Genomic DNA, 18,141 nt, shown 5'->3' with positions numbered 1-18,141 from the left:
ATGTCTCTAAGAAAGGAAACGGATATCTATACGTGTTCCGTCTTATTGATATTGACACGGGGTTCTATGTCGCAGTCGGATACTCCAATAGCTCTGAAATGGAAGCATTTCACAAAGCAATGAACATGCTTGCAGAGCTTGGAATTTCTATCGATTCACTTTCTCTGGACAAGTATTACAGCTCACGCAAAGTCATCAAACTGTTTGGAGAAGAAACCACCTTATATCTCATCCCGAAGAAGAACATCGCACGAATTGGTCTGGAATGGTCACGGATTCTTAGACGGATACTTGAGGATCCGTACCTGTTTCTCAAGGGATATTTTCTCCGTTGTCTCAGCGAATCTGGTTTGTCTGCTGATAAAAGACGTTTTGGCGGTCTGGTGAGACAGAAACGAGAAGATCGACGAGAAATAGCATTATTTTCTACCGCATTCTTTCACAATATTTTTATCACAAGAATACGCCCGGATTAATTCTGTCCCAATGTCGAAGAGTAGGTAAATCTTATAAATAAGAAGAGTATACGCTACCAAATCCCTACACAAGAAAAACAAAGGGAAAAAAACTAAATACTGAATCAGCATGTATCTGAATGGAGGAAAAAAAGTATGGCAGAAAAACCACATTTGAATTTAGTTATTATTGGTCATGTCGATCACGGGAAATCCACACTTGTCGGAAGAATCCTTCTTGATACTGGACAATTCCCAGCACACATGGTAGAAAAATTCAAGGAAGAAGCAAAAGCAAAAGGAAAAGAAAGCTTTGCACTTGCATGGATTTTCGACCAGCTTAAAGAAGAACGCGAACGAGGCGTTACCATCGATGTTGCCCATAAACGATTTGACACTGACAAATATTACATCACCATCATCGATGCACCAGGTCACCGAGATTTCGTTAAAAACATGATTACTGGTACCTCACAAGCAGATGCAGCAATCCTTGTCGTCGCAGCACAACACGGCATTATGGCACAAACCAAAGAACATATGTTTCTCGCCAGAACCCTTGGTGTGAAACAGCTCATTGTTGCAATAAACCAAATGGATGCAACTACGCCACCGTATGATCAGAAACGCTTTGAAACAGTAAAAGCAGAAGTTGAAAAACTCGCAAAAAGCGTTGGCTACAAAGATGATCAACTCCAATACGTCCCAGTTTCAGCTTTTGAAGGAGACAACATCAAAGAGAAAAAGAATCTCTCATGGTGGAAAGGAGATACTATTCTTCAAGCAATTGACAAGTTCAAAGTTCCTGAGAAACCAATCAACCTGCCGCTCCGATGGCCAATCCAAGATGTATACTCAATCAAAGGAGTTGGAACAGTACCTGTTGGAAAAGTCGAATGCGGCATTATGAAACCAGGAATGAACCTGATATTTAAACCAAGTAACAAGCCAGGTGGAGCAACCGGAGAGGTAAAAACTATTGAAATGCACCATGAAATGATCAACCAAGCTCAACCAGGAGATAACATCGGTGCAAACATCCGAGGTCTTGATAAAAATGATATCAGACGTGGTGATGTTGCAGGACCAACAACCGACCCGCCAACTGTTGCAAAATCATTTACCGCACAAATCATGGTTCTCAACCATCCCTCAGTTATCACCAAAGGATACACACCGGTCTTCCACTGTTATACTGCTCAAGTTGCCTGCAGATTTGAAGAAATCCTGAAAAAACTTGATCCAAAAACCGGTCAAGTCAAAGAAGAAAAACCAGATTTCATCAAAACCGGTGATGCAGCAATCGTCAAAATCGTTCCAACCAGGCCTATGGTGATTGAATCATCAAAGAAAATCCCACAGCTTGGACGGTTTGCCATCCGTGATATGGGACAAACTGTTGCTGCTGGTGTCTGTTTGGAAGTAGAAGAAGCAAAATAAAGATGATCTTGCTCTTTTCTTCTTTTTCTATAATGGTAAAAACCTAAGGAGTACTCCACGATGACCGCGCAAAAAGCACGAATCTCACTGACGAGCACTGAAGCAAAAAAACTCGAAGAAGTATGCAGTCAAATTAAAATGATCGCAGAAAGAACCGGCGTTGCACTCAAGGGACCAGTACCCCTACCAACCAAACGCCTTCGCGTACCCTGCCGGAAATCACCTGATGGAGAAGGAACTGAGACCTATGACCACTGGGAGATGCGCGTCCATAAACGACTCATCGATCTTGATGCTAGTGACCGTGCTCTCAGACAACTCATGCGCATTCAAGTTCCTGATGGTGTGCATATTGAAATTGTGCTGAAATCATAAGAAATCATTTCGTATCATCCTTTTTTTTATACTCCTTTGATATTTACAGTTTATCATAGATGAATATTGCTGAGGTAGCAAAGCTCGGTTCAACGCGCCGGCCTTGAGAGCCGGTCTTCCTTTCGGAAGGCGGGAGTTCGAATCTCCCCCTCAGCGCTTTCATAGGTACTCAAAAAGAACCGTAATCTTTCTATGAATGGGCGTGTGGCCTAGTTCGGATAGGGCACCGGCCTTCTAAGTCGGTGGTCGCGGGTTCGAATCCCGCCACGTCCGCTCCTCTCTTGGAGAAAAATGGGTCAAAAGTTAGATTTTTTAAACACCTCAGCGGAAACTATATATATAATGTATTATATAATAACTATAGGTGATATATAATGAGTAATGTAACCACTATTCAACTAGATAAATCCGTTGTCGAGTCACTGAAAAAAAACAAAGAATACCCAAGACAAACATATAACGAATTAATAGCACATATGATCGAAATAATTAAAAATCTCAAAAAGAGAAATCAATATGACGAATTTCTGCACAAAATTCAACAACCAAAAATGAAAGACCTGTGGGACAACAAGGAAGATGAGGCGTGGAATGATGCCTAAATCAGGCGATGTGATCCTTGCCCAAGTACAATTCACTGACACTTTCGAAATAAAAAAACGGCCCGCGCTTGTGCTATTCGAAGAACTAGATAACGTCGTTGTTGCAGGAATAACAAGCAATACAAAAATGAAAGGAATACCTCTGACAAAAGAAGAGGGAGCAATAAAAAATAGTGTGATAAAACTAAATTATATATTTACGATTTCAACAGCAATGATTGTAAAAACACTCTTTCACCTCACCCCCAAGAAAAAACAAATAATTTTTAATGAATTACAGAACCGATTAACCGCCTTGATTAAAGAATAAGTTTTTTCATTTATTAAGAGTGATTCGACTGCCGCCACGTCTTGCTCATCTCTTGGAGAAAAATGATTAAACGTTAGTTTTTTTACGTAGTTCAGGGTTTATGCAATATGTAAACGATCCAGATCACCAATACTTTTATATAGTATGACAGATAAATACTAACATTAGACAAACATATCTGTTGTCAATGCGGGGGAAAATAAGATGAAAATGAACATCATACCATTCTTCTTGGAAATGATGCTGATCACAGCAATAATAACCGCTGCTGGAACACAACAATATATCTACGGTGATGAGCAAAATATACAACTCACTGATTCTTGGTCAATGTTTCAGCATGATCCTTCACATACAGGATATACCATTGATGATGGTCCAGATACTGATCACATTAAATGGAATAACTACGCATATGACAATCCAAACCAGGGGCTGGCTGTAGTCGATGGGAACATCTACGTAGGCTCAAGTGATTATTTACACTGCATAGATGCAAAAACAGGGACACTCAAATGGCGTGTTCCCATTGGATCATATGTGTATTCTGCTCCTGCTGTGAATAGTGGTAATATCTACATCGGATCAACGGTATATGTAGGATCAGAAGACAATGAATGGGATGGTAAAGTCTGCTGCATCGATGCTGATACCGGTGGAAAAAAATGGGAATATACAACTGAAGGATTAATCGATGGGTCTTCCCCGACAGTTGTCAATAACCGAGTATATATCGGTACACATGATCATGCTGTGTATTGTCTTGATGCAGTGACTGGTTCTAAAATCTGGAGTTATATCACAGGTGATATAATTTACTCATCTCCAGCAGTAGTTGAAAATAAGGTGTACATTGGTTCTAATGATGGAAAGATATATTGCCTCAACGCAGAAACCGGGGAGAAGATTTGGGAACGATCAACAAAAGCATCAACGGATACCTACTCGTTTGTAAAATCGTCTCCCGCAGTAGTTAATGGCTGTGTATTCATCGGCTCAACAAATCGAGTCTATCAAGGCACACAATTCCTATATGGCTATGGAAAGGTGTTCTGCTTGGATGCAGCGAACGGTCACATCATCTGGGAGTACACAAATTTCCGTCCACCACAAATGTATTTTGGGCCCATTGTATCTTCCCCTGCGGTCTTCAATGACCGAATCTACATCGGTTCCTACAGAGCATACAATGGATATGTTCCTCCTATCACTGGAGAGATGTATTGTTTTGATGCAGACCCATCCGATGGAATTGATGAAGGCATCGATGATCCAAGTAGCGCCACCTATGATTTGGTTTGGAGTTATCAAACGCAAGATGGAGTGGTTGCTCCACCAGTACTCTCCGGAAATGGTTTTGTCTATTTCGTTGATCTCAAAGGAAATGTGTACTGCCTCAATGCATCTACAGGAGAACAGCAATGGTCAAAAGAATTCACGTTTGGTTTTTCTTGCGCACCAGCTCTCGCCGACGGTGATCTCTACGTTATGAACAGCGAAGGTATGATTTTCTGTTTTGGAGCAAATCTACCACCTGAGCAGCCAGATCAGCCAAATGGACCAACCGTTGGATTACCAGATGTTAACTATACGTTCTCTACAGTTTCCTCTGATCCTGAAGGACACAACATATTGTATTATTGGGATTGGGGAGATGATACATGGACTTGGGTTGGACCACTGAATTCAGGAGAGCAAGTCATCGTCAATCATTCATGGGATACCGTAGGAACCTACAGTATCAGAATCTACGCTGTAGATATCCTCCACAAAAAGAGCACTTGGTCTGAACCACTCACGATCCGTATCATAGATCCACAGGTCGTCATTGGGAAGATCACCGGTGGATGGGGTGGATTGTTGAAACAAGGAAAAGTCTCAGCTGAGCTGAAAAACCTCGGTGATGACGCATTTAATATTGAATGGAGCATTACGGTCACCGGCGGTCTCTTTGATTCAATTCATATGAAAAAGAGTGGAAGTATCTCCTGTCTTAAAGCCGGAGCAACACAGCACATCGCAATGACCTCAATCCGTGGTATCGGCCCGGTTACCATTACGATAACAATCACGGTTGACGGCGTACAAACCGTATCAAAGAAAGCTGAAGGACATCTATTCTTTATGTATCTTAGGGTAAAAAAATAAGAGAAAAAAATTAGAAGCTACGCCGGTTCACAAACATAAAACCCTTGGTCTTTTTTTTCCGTAAACTTCCAGTTAAAAGTCGATCAGTTTTAAAAATCCAGACAACAATGCCAATCGTAATAAGAGCAAAAATGAGAACATAGACGATCCCACCAACAACCAATAGATAGTCATCAAAAAGCAGTGCTCGTGGTGCAAGCATAGGATGAGAAAAAGGTATCGCAAAAACAAAAACCTTCAGCAGTAACGGAAGTGTGTCAAAATCAGCAAACATCGCAATAAACATTGGAATCATAGCAAACATGGTTATCGGGAATGTCAACGTCTGTGCACTCTTGTAGTTTTTTGCAAAGGTGCCAAGCAACATGCATAACGCAAGTCCAGCAATTAATGCCACAAACATCGATACACCAATCAAGAGAAAATCAGGTATTGAAAGCGTCAATCCGAACATCGCAAGATTACCCTCTTGAGACATTGAAAAACCTTGAAAATAATAACTCATCCCAATCATATAAATAATTGACAAGAGAAGACCGATGACTGCACTTGCGATCAGTTTTCCCGTAACAATACTCGTACGTTTAACCGGCAACGTAAGTAATGTTTCAAGGGTTTTGTTTTCTTTTTCTAACGCCATCGAGGTAATAACAATACCCCCTGCCATGATAATAATCATCATAATAACAATCGGGATCAACATTGATTGTGAGGAAAGTAAACTAATGATCGTATCCGGAGAAATACCGGTGAATTCTTTCCCTTTAAAATATGTGGTTTCAAAACGCTGTGTTGGCGCAAGAACAACTGAAGCATTCATCGAACTGTTCTGTTGAATGAGTGTTTGAGAAATATTCATATCGATCTTTTGGATGAGAAAACCAACAGCTGCTGATGGAATGGCATCCATGATGCCCGTACCCTGCATCACCCAGAAAATCTCAACATACCCTGGTTGTCCTAAGAGAATATTGCTCGTGAAATTTTCAGGGATATAAATTAGAGCAGCACCATGATTTTCTTTAAGGACCGTAAAACCGATTTCTTTCTCAGCAAGGGAAGACCCAGTAAATGTAACATTTGCATATTGGGAAAAAATCGCTGTTGCTGTCTGTGCAAACACGCCAGAATCAGCAGTGATGACACCAATAATCGGTGGTTGCTTTGCTTCCTCCTGGATACCCTGGAGTGAACTCCCCATCGTTCCAAACAAGAACGCGACGATGATGATAGGAAGAAATGTTGCAGGCGTGAGAAGCTCTCTGATCTCCTTTTTCAAAATATTTCCCAAAGCAGTCATGGTTTCACCACCTTAACAAACACATCCTCAATGTTGTTCGCAGCATATTTCTGCAGTAACGATTTTGGCGTTCCTTCCTCAACAATCCGACCATCGGTTATCAACGCGATACGATCACAGAGAAATTCAACTTCGAGCATATTATGACTTGAGAGAAGAATGGTTGTACCATTTTTTGCAGTGGTTTGAATGATTTTTCTGATCTGTTGTGCATTGATCACATCAAGACCTGAGGTAGGTTCATCAAGAATCGCTAGTTTTGGATTAATCATCAACGCTCGACCAACAAGAAGTCTACGCATCATTCCTTTACTATACGTATCAACTCGATCATTGATCCGATCACCAAGATCTGCGATTTCAACTCCTCGCTGGATCATGGCTTGTTTATTTTGCGTATCAAAAAAGTTACTAATGAAGCGGAGATACTGAATTCCTGAGAGGTTCTTATACGCGCCAGCATCCTCAGGAAGATAACTAATGATTTTTCGGATCTCATCTGCCTCTCGAGTGCAATCAAAACCCATGATCGAGACAGATCCTTCACTAATTTTTAGAAGTGTTGCAATAATTCGAAGAATCGTTGTTTTCCCGGCACCATTCGGTCCGATCAAACCAAAAATCTCTCCTTGATTCACTGAAAAAGAAACTCCTCTAACTGCTGTAATGCGTCCGTAATTTTTTTTCAGATTTTTTACCTCAATAACAGACATAAGCCATCCTCTCTTTCTTGTGGTCAACATTCATTATTGTTTTAATATGTTTTTACAGCGGTACCAAATGCGATAAGTTCTGCAGCGCCAACCATAGTCTGCGCCGTTGCGTATCGCATACCAATAATTGCATCAGCACCAAGTTTTTTTGCATCATCAATCATCCGTTGCATCGCGGTTCGCCGTGCCTCCTCAAGAAGTTCAGTATAACTCTTAGCCTCCCCACCAATAACATTTCGCAGTCCTGCTCTGATGTCTTTCCCGATATGTTTAGTTTGAACACATGATCCAAATACAACCCCAAGAACCTCTTTGACGTCTCTACCAGGAATCGAATCAGTTGTTGTAACAAGCATACGCATTACCTTCCAGTAGTATTGAATTTGTTCTTTTTAAGATATTCTCTTCTGATTTCATCACCGATCTTTCCATCTTCAACGATGAGTGCACCCTGATACCCACAATCTTTACATTGCCATTTTGACCAGAGCTGTGGTAACACCCAGTCGATATTAGTTGATCCGCATTCAGGACAGAATCGTTGTGACTTTCTATTCATAGACATATCCGCACTTTGAGCAACAATATGTTTTTCCATCAAAACGCAGCTTTGTATTTCCACAGCTTGGACAATTCCCAAGCACGCGTTCTTCAAGCATTCTAATTCTGTGAAGTTCTCGTTCTGCAAGCTGTGAAAGATTAATCCATGGATTTTTTTTCCACCAAGTCCAAATGTCATCGCTTAATGTTATGGTAACTTTCGGCATGTTTTTTGCACTCCTTTATCCTGGGAATTGGATGAAGACGCTCAGTGCAATCATGATGATACCAATGATCAGTGCAATGATTGCTTTGATGATTGGAGCTCCTGGTGCATTGATCCAACGAGCAAGATTTGGATTGATAAACGCACCAAGACCGATGAGAGTCACTAGAAGTCCTGAGATGAAAATGATAAGATTCGTGATCCCCATACGTATCCTATTTGAGTTTCACTGCGGTTCCATAGGCAAAATTTCTGCAGCACTTGCCATGATTGCAGAGGTCATAAAACGAACATTGATGATGGCATCAGCACCAAGTTTTTCTGCTTTCTGCTCCATGCGTTTTAATGCAATTTCACGTGCCTCTGAGAGCATCTCGGTGTATTCTTTGATTTCGCCGCCGACAAAGTTTCTAAAACCAGCTGCAATGTCTTTATAGAATACTTTTGCCTGGACGGTGTTTCCCCGGACTAAGCCAAGAACTTCAGCTACTTCTTTCCCAGGGATAAAATCAGTGTTTGAGAGTATCATGGTTCAAAATCCTCCTTTTTGATCTCTTGTTTTCTTTTGTTCATATCACGTGTTTGTTCAAAAATAATTGATAAAAGTAGTACAATAACTCCGATAATGATGATTGTGCCTGCGAAGAGCATAAGTACGGGTATCGTCAAAAGATCCAGTTTTTGTAAACTTTCAAACATTGAAGAGAGTGCTACAAGGAGTATCCCCGCTATAAGAAGTATCAAACCTAGGATTTGCGCTTTTTTCATATCTTTCACCTATCAACACGTATTAAAACGTGTTTATATGCGTATATACTGATTTCATATATAAATATATTGGAATACGACTTCCCCCGGCACTTCTGCGTTGGTGAAACAGGGAACCTCGTTGCTCTTCATAAACAATCTCCTCAGCTCGAGTACCAAAGTAAAGACGAACTAAAAACGTACAATTTTTCCTTTAAAAATTTTACATATCTTTGTGACATTTTGCTTCAAAATGTATAAATACAATAAATAAGAAAGATATACCATGAGGAGATATCAACCAAGGATGATGACAACATATGTATGAGGTGCTGTTTGGGATCGGCATCATCATTTTTTTAGCAGTTATCATATATCCTCAACAACCAACAGCAGCATTATTTTGGATTGGAGGTATAACTACAGGAATTATTGGATCATTTTGTACATATACTATCAAGATTCCATTTACCCTATGTTTCGTTCTCCTTATGATCCTAGGAACTCTCTTCATATTTATGGTTCAGCAGTAAAAATCTCACTCCTTGTTCTATTCTAGGTCCTCTCGAGTACTCGGAAAGTGATCAAAAAAGTACCGACAACAGGGAATAAACTATAAGTAAGACCTTCAGAATTCAAAAAATAAGAATTTTGACGAAAAACCAGATGATTGCAGAGTCAATTCTCTGCATGTACTTTCCAAAATCGCGAGGGAAAAAGAATATGAAAAAAGTTCTCTCATTAAAACTTACTGCTGAAGAAGAAGAAATCGTAAATCGCATTTTAAAACAAGGCATTTCACCGACTACACTTATGCGCGAAGCACTCATAAATTATTTTAGCTCGGTATACCAACCGGTATACCAAAAACAACAGGAGAAAATCGGTGAAGCGGTATACCAACCTGGTATACCGGTATACCAAAATCAGGAGAAAACGGTATACCAACCGGTATACCAAAAACAACAGGAGAAAAATGAGAAAAAGGTATACCAAAATGATACAGCGGTATACCAAAATCAGGAGAAAACGGTATACCAACCTGGTATACCGGTATACCAAAATCAGGAGAAAGTGGTATACCAACAGGAGGAGAAACCGGTATACCACACAGGCCAACAACCAATAAACGTACCGCATGACTATCTCAATCAATATATCAATGAATTATCACTTCGCACCAAACAACTCGAAGAAGAACTTCAAGAGTGGAAAAAGAGATACACTGCCCAAGAGCAATATCTCAGAGATACCTACACTACATTCCAGACCGAGTATTATACACAAGTCAAAGATTCCATTAAACGACTCGATGATAAATTCGATCGTATTATGTTTTATCTTGAAGAAACACGAAAACCAAGCATCCACGACCATCAGATACACCACTCTCTTGAATCCCATGTTGAAACAACCATACCAAACATCCCCGGACCAAAAGATCAGCAAAAGAAACCAAAAAAGGGGTGGGTATTCAAGATGTATCGTATGTAGAAAACAAACGAATACTGCAAGATCTTTTTAGCCTAACACTCGTCAAATCATTGTGATCAATACATCAAAAACTAATCAAGACATCAACATTTATATGCCGGAAATATGTTTACCTTTTGTAACTAGGATGGAATGCATATGGGTAGAACAATTGCGATGAAACTAACCCATCAAGAGGAAGGAATCATAGACCAGCTTCACAAACAAGGAAAAAGCAACAGTGAAATTCTCAGAGAGGCACTCTGGCATTACCTTGAAGATATAAAATGCCCTGTGGGAAACCAAGAGGTACACTCAACCAGGGTAAACCAGCAGTCGTTAGAGGGAAACCTGCAAGTAAACCAAATGGTTCAGGAGGAAGACGTAAACCCTATTATCCAAGATTATATCCTTCATTTAAAAGAAGAGATCAAAGAACTCAGAGAGCAAAATCTCAGACTCCAAGAGCAAATTGATCGTGAGATGACCCGCCTCCATGGACAAATTTATCGCTTTTCGACACTCGAACAGACACGGCAACTTCCCATGCCAAAAATTATTGATCAGACGCCAGATATTCATAAAGATATTGATAACTTGATATTGAAGAAAAATACATTCCAGCGCCGATAACACAACCCATCATATAAACTCGGTCACAGAGCAGAATACAAACCAAAAAATTGTATCATATGTGATATAAATTTAGAAGAAAAATAACGTGAAAAATGGTTCGACCATTCAGAATCTTTTATTCCACAGAAAGACCTAAATATGGTTGATTGCTCTGGTCTGCGTGATTCTATGAACCAAAACCCAGAACATCAAAACCAACAACCACAAAGCTATACAACCCAGGACGTTCTCAACAACGTCAATAAAGTCTTCAAACTAGCAGAACAAGAACAATGGAATCCAGCCATCTTTCTTCATACACTCATCTTCACTTCAGAAGTTGTCATGAAACAATACCAATTCGTCCCAAAAGAAATCGCAGAAATCCGCAGACAAACCAAAAAAATAATTGACCACATCGTTGAACAATCACCAAAAACAACGCAGGCAAACAAAGAGGTTCACTGAATAATACCAATACTTCTCATCTTTTCAAGAACCTCTTGATGCTGTTGAAAATACCTATGAACCGGTTCAAGCATCTGAGTTATATACGTCGCAACAGCATTTTTCAAATCCAACGGATGAATCCCCTGCAGAAACGCATTTTCTAAAGCATCATACCTGTCAAACTCAAGATTACCGCCAAACTTCTCAGGACGTTCGATCACAAAAACAGCACCATCTAACCAAGGAAAAATAACATACTTGCAGAGCTCCAAAACCGGGTTACCCTCAACCTGCTTCTCCGGACAAAACGCTTTACCTAATTTTCGTTTTACAGTCTCCGATGAATCATGAATCGAAATCATAGAATCAGGCTTACTTTTACTCATCTTCGACTCAATAGGATCCATCCGACTACCAGCCTGCAAACCACTCAGAAGCGGTGTATGAACAGCAACCGGGGATTTTCGATTCAACTTTCGTGCAACATCACGAGCAAGCATGTGTGCATGACGTTGATCCATACCTCCAAATGCAACATCGACATCAAGATAAAAAATATCAGAAACCTGCATAACCGGATACAACAACTTACTCAAATCTTTCTCCATATCCTCCTCTTTTCGACCCATGATATCCATCGCACGCTTCACCCGAGCAACCGACGTTGCCTTCGCGGTTTTCAAAACTAACTCCCAGTATTTCGAATCACCAACATACTCATGAGCATATACAAAACGAATCTTTGACGTATCAAGACCAAGTGCAGCAAAACAATGCTCCATATACGTTCCACAGAGCTGAATTTTCTCAAGATTGCCACCGAGTTTATCATTAATATACGCATGCCAATCAGCAAGCAAAATGATACATTCAAATCCAGCGCTTAGAAAATCTTTCATTTTTTGAATGCAAATCATCCAACCAAGATGAACTGAACCTGACGGTTCAAAACCAATATACATCTTTGGACTATCTTTTTGCAATACTCCACGCAGTTCATCATGGGTAACAACCTCAACAGCATTGCGTACAATCAATTCATAGGAATCCATATCTTCTATCTCCTTTTGTTACCGGGTAAGTTTTTTCACCACACGATCCACAATCTCTTCACTAACACCAAGATACTGCTGTGGATCAAGTACCTCTGCAAGCTCTCGGTCAGTCAACAATGTTGAAACCTGCTGATCCTTCGATAAAATTTCTTGAAGTGAACGATGCTGTTCAAAAGCTCTATGTGAACACATACGGACGATTTCATGAGCCTGCCCTCGACCAAGCCCTTTCTCAACAAGTTTTGTCATCACTGCTTCAGCCATCGGCAAACCAAGAGATCGCTGTATATTCCGCTCCATGTTTTCAGGATACACCTGAAGACCAGAAAACACTTTATTCATCTGAAAAACAATCCAATCAGTCAATATCAATGCATGGGGTAAAATAAAACGCTCAGAGGATGAATTACATAAATCACGTTCATGCCATTGCAGTGCGTTTTCATAGGTAGGAATAATCAAACTTCGAATTACCCGAGCAAGACCGCATATTTGCTCACAAACAATTGGATTACGTTTCTGCGGCATCGTCGAGGAGCCAACCTGCTTTTTTGACTCAAATGCTTCTGAAACCTCGCCAATCTCACTCCGCTGTAGATTCCTGATCTCTGTGGCAAATTTTTCAATACTTGCTGCGATATTTGCAAGAACTGAGATCAGTTCGATATATCGATCTCTACCAACGATTTGCGTTGCTGCTTCTTCAATCCCAAGTCGCAAATCCTTCATGACTAGTTCCTGGATTTTTAACACATGTGGTCCCATCGCTGCACCAGTACCAACCGCACCAGACATCTTACCAACTAAAACCCGAGATTTACATTCATGGAGACGTTCAAGATGACGATCAACTTCCATGGCATAGACTGCCATCTTCAAACCAAACGTAATAGGAATAGAAAACTGACCATGGGTTCGACCAAGCATAATCGTCTTCTTATATTTCTGAGCAAGCCCGACGAGTGTTTGCCGCAGTTCTTTTACTTCTTTGGAGAGGTAGTCTGCCGCTAAGGAAAATTGAAGAGCATTTGCTGTATCAACAATATCATAACTTGTTGCTCCAAGATGCACATAATTCCCGGCGTCCCCTTCACAAACCTCGCTGAGTGCTTTTGTAACCGCCATCAAATCATGCCTGGTTTCCTGTTCAATTTGTTTTACTCGATCAACAGTAACAAACTTTACTGATGCTTTTCTCGAAATCTCATCAGCAGCTTTTTTCGGAATATTCCCAACAGCAGCATGAGCACGAGCAAGAGCGGCCTCCACATCAAGATAAAACTGAAGTTTACTTGTCTCACCAAAAATATCTTTTACTTCTTTCCGACCATACCGATATTCAAGAGGACACACAGGATTTTCCATAAACAACACTCCACGCCATAAACAGCGTCGTAGTTAATGTTTTTTTCCACAAAGAAAAGATATACACTGCCGATTCATAACAACGAAAGCGAACCTGTAATTCGGTCGAGTAACGCCGCAGGAGCGGGACCAAGACCAAGAACAGTCTGTGTACCCTCAGGGATTTCAGTGAGCCCTGCATCAGTAATAATCACTGCTGCAATCCCTAATTTTTCTGCATCATTTTTTAATTTAAAAAAATCATCTAAACAATCAACTTTTACAACGACTTTTTTTCCACCTTCACGATGCCACTTTGAAAACCATACTGATTTATGTTGTTTTGTAAGAAGCGTACATTCAACAGCAGCATGAGCAACCTGAACAGCTAACTTTCCCGGTGAAAGTGGTAGATCTTTTCGAGAGATGAGAACCATCTTATATTCAAAATCGATACTGTTTTCCTTGCTCATACAAACCTTCATGCATCACGAGTAGCGGTTTCCCGCCAGGTCTCCCCAAGCTCACAGGCTTTCGTATAATCAATCAAACCTTTAACTAAAATAGTTTTTCCATTTTCCTCAACATGTTTCAAAGGAACACCAAGAAACTGACAACCTGATTTAATAATAAGAATATCTTCATCAACAACCGCAACCGTCTCCCCAACTTTTTTCCCAGAACTATCAAGGACAAAACGACATAACAGATTTTTCTTGTCAGATACTTTTATTTGCTGTTGGTCTTTTTTATCTTTTTTAGAAAATGAAAAAAAATTGCCAAAAAACTGACAGAACTGCAAGAACCAAATACTCAACATCATAGGACATCCGTATCACCGGTTTTATTATAAATCTTTGGTGACATACAACGTTTCGTATGACCTCGTACGATGCAGTTATTGTCGGGTGTGGACCAGCAGGTGCAACTGTTGCAGACAACCTTGCAAAAAAAGGATATACTATTGCTGTTTTAGAAGAACACAAAAAAATTGGACTCCCGCTCAGCTGTGCAGGACTGGTCAGCTCACGCATTTTCAACTACACAACACTCCTGCCAGCATCTATCATTCAAAACAGTATCTCCGGAGCGATCATCCATTCACCATCAGGAGAAACCTTTACCATCGGTGGCGACACCAGCCATGCACTCGTTATCAATCGCCCGGTGTTTGATGAATACCTTGCAGCATCAGCAGAAAAAAATGGTGCATCTCTTATTTTAGAAAACAAGGTCACAAATATAGAAAAGAAAAATGGCCAACTAACTATAACAACACGTTATAAAAAAAAACGAAGAACGTTTACAACAAAACTACTGATCGGTGCCGATGGACCACAGTCACTTGTTCGAACAATGTTCTCTTTTCCTCAACCAAAAGAAACCCTCAATGCTGTTGGCGCTGAGATAACTAATACATCACTTGATCCTACTTTTGTTCATATCTTCATCGGACAACACATTGCACCAGGTTTCTTTGCCTGGATTATACCTATAAACAAAGACGGAACAAAAGCACGGATCGGCCTGTGTACCACCAGAACAACAACACAACCACTCACCTATTATTTCAATCAACTCCTCAAACAACAAGAACTCAAAGACATAGACATCGAACATCGCATCGGTGGTATCATACCACTTGGCCCGCTCACGAAAACAACAACAGATAACGTCATGCTTGTTGGAGATGCGGCAGGTCACGTCAAACCGACATCAGGTGGAGGAATCTACCCTGCATTGCTCTGTGCTACACAATGTGCAACTGTTGCAGCTGAGGCACTCGAAACCCAAGATTTCACAGATGCATTTCTGAAAAAATATCACACTACATGGACCCGCGACATCGGAAAGGAATTAGCAATCGGCATGCGATTTCGAAACATCTACAAAAAACTCAACGACCAGCAACTCAACAATATCTGCCAAAAACTATCTTCACAAAAAAGTATTGAGATCATCAATCAATTTGGAGATATTGATTATCCCTCAAAACTAGCACTTCCGCTGCTCAAAAAAATACCTACCTTCTTGAAATATATTCCTCACGCACTCATCACAAAGAAAAAAGAATGATTACCGAGAAGAGGGCGGTGGGGGTGGAATATAAAAATCCTCACCTTCGTATCCAGTAGCTTCCTCCTCAGCCTCTTTTCTCTTACTCTTTTTTGGTTTTTTTATCGTTGGGCCAGCACCAAATCGCCGCTTCCGACGGATTAAATATACAATAATAATAAGAATAATCAGCAGCACAAAGCTTAAAATACAAGGTAAGAAAAGACTGAGTACAAAAATCGGCGAAGGATCTAAAACACAGCTGAGAACATCTGAAATATCTCCACTACTACTGCCAATAAAAAAAACCTCGACAAATTCTTGACCAGTACTCAATCGATCTTTAACCGCTGAAACAAGACTGCTATTTGCAGTTTTAATAGCAATACCCTGCGGAAAGATAAAACGATACGTCACATTTTGATTTCCTAGACTCGACAACAAAAATGTTTGTTCAGAAATTGAAATACTTGGTGGTGCAATAGATAATGTAATGTTCACCGGCAGAATCTGATCCGCATATGCAGAAAAAACCACAGGATCATGAGCATCCATAACCATAATGTCTTTATCCCAACGTAACGAATCAAGAAAAGCAGTTCGATCAACAATACCAACGACCGATAATCCACGAAGAACTTTTGCGAGATGACGCTGGAACATCACTGTTTTATTCGTAAGATATGATTCAATCTGATCCTGCGTAAAAACACCTTCCTCGATACAGATTCTATATGCATCTGAATTCAAAAACGATAGATTCAATTTTTTCGACAGTGAAAATTCTTTCGGAAGTTTACCGACATAGATATTTTCAACTTCTTTGATATGCGCAGTTGCAGTAAGCTCTGTTTTCCCGGAGAAAAAGCTAAATAAATTCAGTTCCATTTTTTTGATATCAACCTCAACATACGTAGAGATCTGTTCTTGCGAATAAGATGATTTTGGTTGATATTCAGAGGTAAATTTTCCTGAAAACGGATTGCTGCTGTTCCAATGAAACACATTGAATCCATTCAAAAAGATTTTCTCAGGTAAATATACGTAGACATCATACCGATAATCAAGTTTGTTAAGTTTATCACCAAAATTAATATCATCGGCAGAGACCTGCGCGCGAGCACCGGCATTAATTAACCCAAAGAACGCGCGAGACGACATACCGCAAAAACGAAGATCAACATCATCATCAACAAACTCTGCTCGAACCGGAGGATTTGAATCCATCTGAGAACTATTAAACGGCGTTGAACAGTTAGCAGCTGACGTATCATCCCAGGAAAAACTCATATTAAGACTTTGATTTAACCGTGAAATCTCAATCATAGCTATAGTACTTTGTGCAACCGCTTTCACGGTTTTTTCATAAAGAGCATCCCACGACATCAACCCATATTTTACAAAAAGACGAACGCCATCAGCAGGAATAGCAGATAAATCACTAACAAAAGAGGGAAGAATTGCATAGTCTCGAATATTTAAAACGTTTATATCAACTGCAAGCTGCAACCGATTTGTCACTATGGGTGTGGTATCTAATGAGAACGCAAGAGCAATATCTTCAGATGATGCAGATGTTGTTGGTTTTTTTTCAGTAATTGATAATTGCGCTTGCTCTGTTTTCAGCTGACTGTTCCAGTTCAATACCATCCACGTGATACGGTTCTGTTGGGTGTTCACATTTGCAGTGTTTGAAAATTTCAAACCAAGATACTCTGGAAGGATAAAGGTATACGTATTATTCCAACCATATGCCGCGTGCAGTAAAAAAGAATAGGTAACAACACCACCCATATCAAGAATACCATCAACTAACGGTGCAATTTCATACGATGATGACATGGTAAAAAATTCGGGTGTCAAAGTAACCGTATACTCATCATAAAAAACAGCATTCTGATATATTGGTAACACTCGGTTCTCGGTAATGCGCGCTTGAGAAAATGAGTTCCGTATCTGATCTTCGAGGAGATCTCGAAGCTTTAATTTCAATGCACCAACCATCTCAATATCTGCACGTTCAGTACTTGCAATTAAGAGTTGTATATCACTTTTTGTATAACTAATACTTGACGTCAAAATAATCTTCTCAACATCCATCGACACATTCACATGAAATACAGTCCCTGAAACCATACGAATGTCGAACTGGGCAGAAATAACATTTTTTTGATCCTGCTGCGCAGAAACCGTTGAAACCTGCATATATGAACCTACAAAAAAAATACTTATCATAACTATGAAAAAAGAAGTCTTCCGTTGATTCCTGATACGCATACCATCCACATCCGTT

At 40.1% G+C, this 18,141-nt stretch carries 24 protein-coding genes and 2 tRNA genes; 13 read left to right on the top strand and 13 right to left on the bottom strand.

The features are described 5' to 3' along the window. The 8 genes from QXL17_01570 to QXL17_01535 all read left to right on the top strand — a co-directional run. On the top strand, window positions 1–476 hold a 476-nt coding region (locus tag QXL17_01570; protein ID MEM4257825.1), incomplete at its 5' end, for an ISNCY family transposase. A gap of 135 nt (window positions 477–611) precedes the next feature. After that, entirely contained in the window at window positions 612–1,895 is a 1,284-nt protein-coding gene (gene tuf, locus QXL17_01565; protein ID MEM4257824.1) for a translation elongation factor EF-1 subunit alpha, read from the top strand. Between the two features lie 60 nt (window positions 1,896–1,955). After that, window positions 1,956–2,270 carry a 30S ribosomal protein S10 gene (rpsJ, locus tag QXL17_01560; GenBank protein ID MEM4257823.1) on the top strand — a complete coding sequence of 105 codons (315 nt, stop codon included), beginning with the start codon at window positions 1,956–1,958 and terminating at the stop codon, window positions 2,268–2,270. A 68-nt stretch (window positions 2,271–2,338) separates the two neighbouring features. Beyond that, window positions 2,339–2,426: transfer RNA gene (locus tag QXL17_01555), tRNA-Ser, on the top strand. A 42-nt stretch (window positions 2,427–2,468) separates the two neighbouring features. Continuing rightward, window positions 2,469–2,543 (top strand) — tRNA-Arg (locus QXL17_01550). 101 nt (window positions 2,544–2,644) lie between these two features. Beyond that, on the top strand, window positions 2,645–2,872 hold the full coding sequence (locus QXL17_01545; protein ID MEM4257822.1) for a hypothetical protein: 228 nt from the start codon (window positions 2,645–2,647) through the stop codon (window positions 2,870–2,872). Then, on the top strand, window positions 2,862–3,182 hold the full coding sequence (locus tag QXL17_01540; GenBank protein ID MEM4257821.1) for a type II toxin-antitoxin system PemK/MazF family toxin: 321 nt from the start codon (window positions 2,862–2,864) through the stop codon (window positions 3,180–3,182). Before QXL17_01545 ends, QXL17_01540 begins: the two co-directional genes overlap by 11 nt. A 204-nt stretch (window positions 3,183–3,386) precedes the next feature. Beyond that, window positions 3,387–5,330, top strand: coding sequence for a PQQ-binding-like beta-propeller repeat protein (locus tag QXL17_01535; protein MEM4257820.1), 1,944 nt, complete (start codon window positions 3,387–3,389; stop codon window positions 5,328–5,330). A 10-nt stretch (window positions 5,331–5,340) separates the two neighbouring features. On the opposite strand, the gene QXL17_01530 is transcribed toward QXL17_01535, so the two are convergent. From QXL17_01530 to QXL17_01495, 8 genes are read right to left on the bottom strand one after another with little or no spacing between them, the layout of a single operon-like run. Next, on the bottom strand, window positions 5,341–6,630 hold the full coding sequence (locus QXL17_01530; protein ID MEM4257819.1) for an ABC transporter permease: 1,290 nt from the start codon (window positions 6,628–6,630) through the stop codon (window positions 5,341–5,343). Then, window positions 6,627–7,343, bottom strand: a complete 717-nt coding sequence (locus QXL17_01525) for an ABC transporter ATP-binding protein (protein ID MEM4257818.1) — start codon at window positions 7,341–7,343, stop codon at window positions 6,627–6,629. Before QXL17_01525 ends, QXL17_01530 begins: the two co-directional genes overlap by 4 nt. A gap of 41 nt (window positions 7,344–7,384) precedes the next feature. Continuing rightward, window positions 7,385–7,699, bottom strand: a complete 315-nt coding sequence (locus tag QXL17_01520; protein ID MEM4257817.1) for a YbjQ family protein — start codon at window positions 7,697–7,699, stop codon at window positions 7,385–7,387. A 5-nt stretch (window positions 7,700–7,704) separates the two neighbouring features. Further along, window positions 7,705–7,902 (bottom strand): hypothetical protein, encoded by a 198-nt coding sequence (locus tag QXL17_01515; GenBank protein ID MEM4257816.1) that lies wholly within the window; start codon window positions 7,900–7,902, stop codon window positions 7,705–7,707. Further along, window positions 7,895–8,110 carry a hypothetical protein gene (locus QXL17_01510; protein ID MEM4257815.1) on the bottom strand — a complete coding sequence of 72 codons (216 nt, stop codon included), beginning with the start codon at window positions 8,108–8,110 and terminating at the stop codon, window positions 7,895–7,897. Before QXL17_01510 ends, QXL17_01515 begins: the two co-directional genes overlap by 8 nt. 15 nt (window positions 8,111–8,125) lie before the next feature. Beyond that, window positions 8,126–8,317: a hypothetical protein gene (locus tag QXL17_01505; protein MEM4257814.1), complete on the bottom strand. Its 192-nt coding sequence runs from the start codon at window positions 8,315–8,317 to the stop codon at window positions 8,126–8,128. Between the two features lie 18 nt (window positions 8,318–8,335). Continuing rightward, window positions 8,336–8,638, bottom strand: a complete 303-nt coding sequence (locus tag QXL17_01500; GenBank protein ID MEM4257813.1) for a YbjQ family protein — start codon at window positions 8,636–8,638, stop codon at window positions 8,336–8,338. Beyond that, a complete protein-coding gene (locus QXL17_01495; GenBank protein MEM4257812.1) occupies window positions 8,635–8,877 on the bottom strand; it encodes a hypothetical protein in 243 nt (80 codons plus the stop codon). Before QXL17_01495 ends, QXL17_01500 begins: the two co-directional genes overlap by 4 nt. 299 nt (window positions 8,878–9,176) lie before the next feature. Here QXL17_01495 and QXL17_01490 point away from each other — a divergent pair, with 299 nt between their 5' ends. The 4 genes from QXL17_01490 (at window position 9,177) to QXL17_01475 (ending at window position 11,412) form a co-directional block, all read left to right on the top strand. Next, window positions 9,177–9,389 carry a hypothetical protein gene (locus QXL17_01490; protein MEM4257811.1) on the top strand — a complete coding sequence of 71 codons (213 nt, stop codon included), beginning with the start codon at window positions 9,177–9,179 and terminating at the stop codon, window positions 9,387–9,389. Window positions 9,390–9,579: 190 nt separating this feature from the next. Beyond that, on the top strand, window positions 9,580–10,350 hold the full coding sequence (locus tag QXL17_01485) for a hypothetical protein (GenBank protein ID MEM4257810.1): 771 nt from the start codon (window positions 9,580–9,582) through the stop codon (window positions 10,348–10,350). A gap of 138 nt (window positions 10,351–10,488) precedes the next feature. Beyond that, window positions 10,489–10,962: a hypothetical protein gene (locus QXL17_01480; GenBank protein MEM4257809.1), complete on the top strand. Its 474-nt coding sequence runs from the start codon at window positions 10,489–10,491 to the stop codon at window positions 10,960–10,962. Between the two features lie 171 nt (window positions 10,963–11,133). Continuing rightward, window positions 11,134–11,412, top strand: coding sequence for a hypothetical protein (locus tag QXL17_01475; GenBank protein ID MEM4257808.1), 279 nt, complete (start codon window positions 11,134–11,136; stop codon window positions 11,410–11,412). On the opposite strand, the gene QXL17_01470 is transcribed toward QXL17_01475, so the two are convergent. From QXL17_01470 to QXL17_01455, 4 genes are all read right to left on the bottom strand, one after another. Continuing rightward, window positions 11,406–12,446, bottom strand: coding sequence for a tyrosine--tRNA ligase (locus QXL17_01470; protein ID MEM4257807.1), 1,041 nt, complete (start codon window positions 12,444–12,446; stop codon window positions 11,406–11,408). The genes QXL17_01475 and QXL17_01470 overlap by 7 nt on opposite strands. 18 nt (window positions 12,447–12,464) lie before the next feature. Beyond that, on the bottom strand, window positions 12,465–13,814 hold the full coding sequence (gene purB, locus QXL17_01465; GenBank protein ID MEM4257806.1) for an adenylosuccinate lyase: 1,350 nt from the start codon (window positions 13,812–13,814) through the stop codon (window positions 12,465–12,467). Between the two features lie 74 nt (window positions 13,815–13,888). Beyond that, window positions 13,889–14,266 carry a peptidyl-tRNA hydrolase Pth2 gene (gene pth2 / locus QXL17_01460; GenBank protein ID MEM4257805.1) on the bottom strand — a complete coding sequence of 126 codons (378 nt, stop codon included), beginning with the start codon at window positions 14,264–14,266 and terminating at the stop codon, window positions 13,889–13,891. Window positions 14,267–14,274: 8 nt separating this feature from the next. Next, entirely contained in the window at window positions 14,275–14,616 is a 342-nt protein-coding gene (locus QXL17_01455) for a DUF5749 family beta-barrel protein (protein ID MEM4257804.1), read from the bottom strand. Between the two features lie 56 nt (window positions 14,617–14,672). Here QXL17_01455 and QXL17_01450 point away from each other — a divergent pair, with 56 nt between their 5' ends. Further along, window positions 14,673–15,869, top strand: coding sequence for an NAD(P)/FAD-dependent oxidoreductase (locus QXL17_01450; GenBank protein MEM4257803.1), 1,197 nt, complete (start codon window positions 14,673–14,675; stop codon window positions 15,867–15,869). Here QXL17_01450 and QXL17_01445 read toward each other — a convergent pair whose 3' ends face one another. Further along, entirely contained in the window at window positions 15,870–18,053 is a 2,184-nt protein-coding gene (locus QXL17_01445) for a hypothetical protein (GenBank protein MEM4257802.1), read from the bottom strand. Window positions 18,054–18,141: the final 88 nt, after the last annotated feature.

The organism is Candidatus Thermoplasmatota archaeon, from assembly GCA_038884455.1.
In the GTDB taxonomy this organism is placed as follows: Archaea; Thermoplasmatota; E2; order DHVEG-1; family DHVEG-1; genus JAWABU01.
This window is presented reverse-complemented; position numbering and strand designations above follow the sequence as displayed.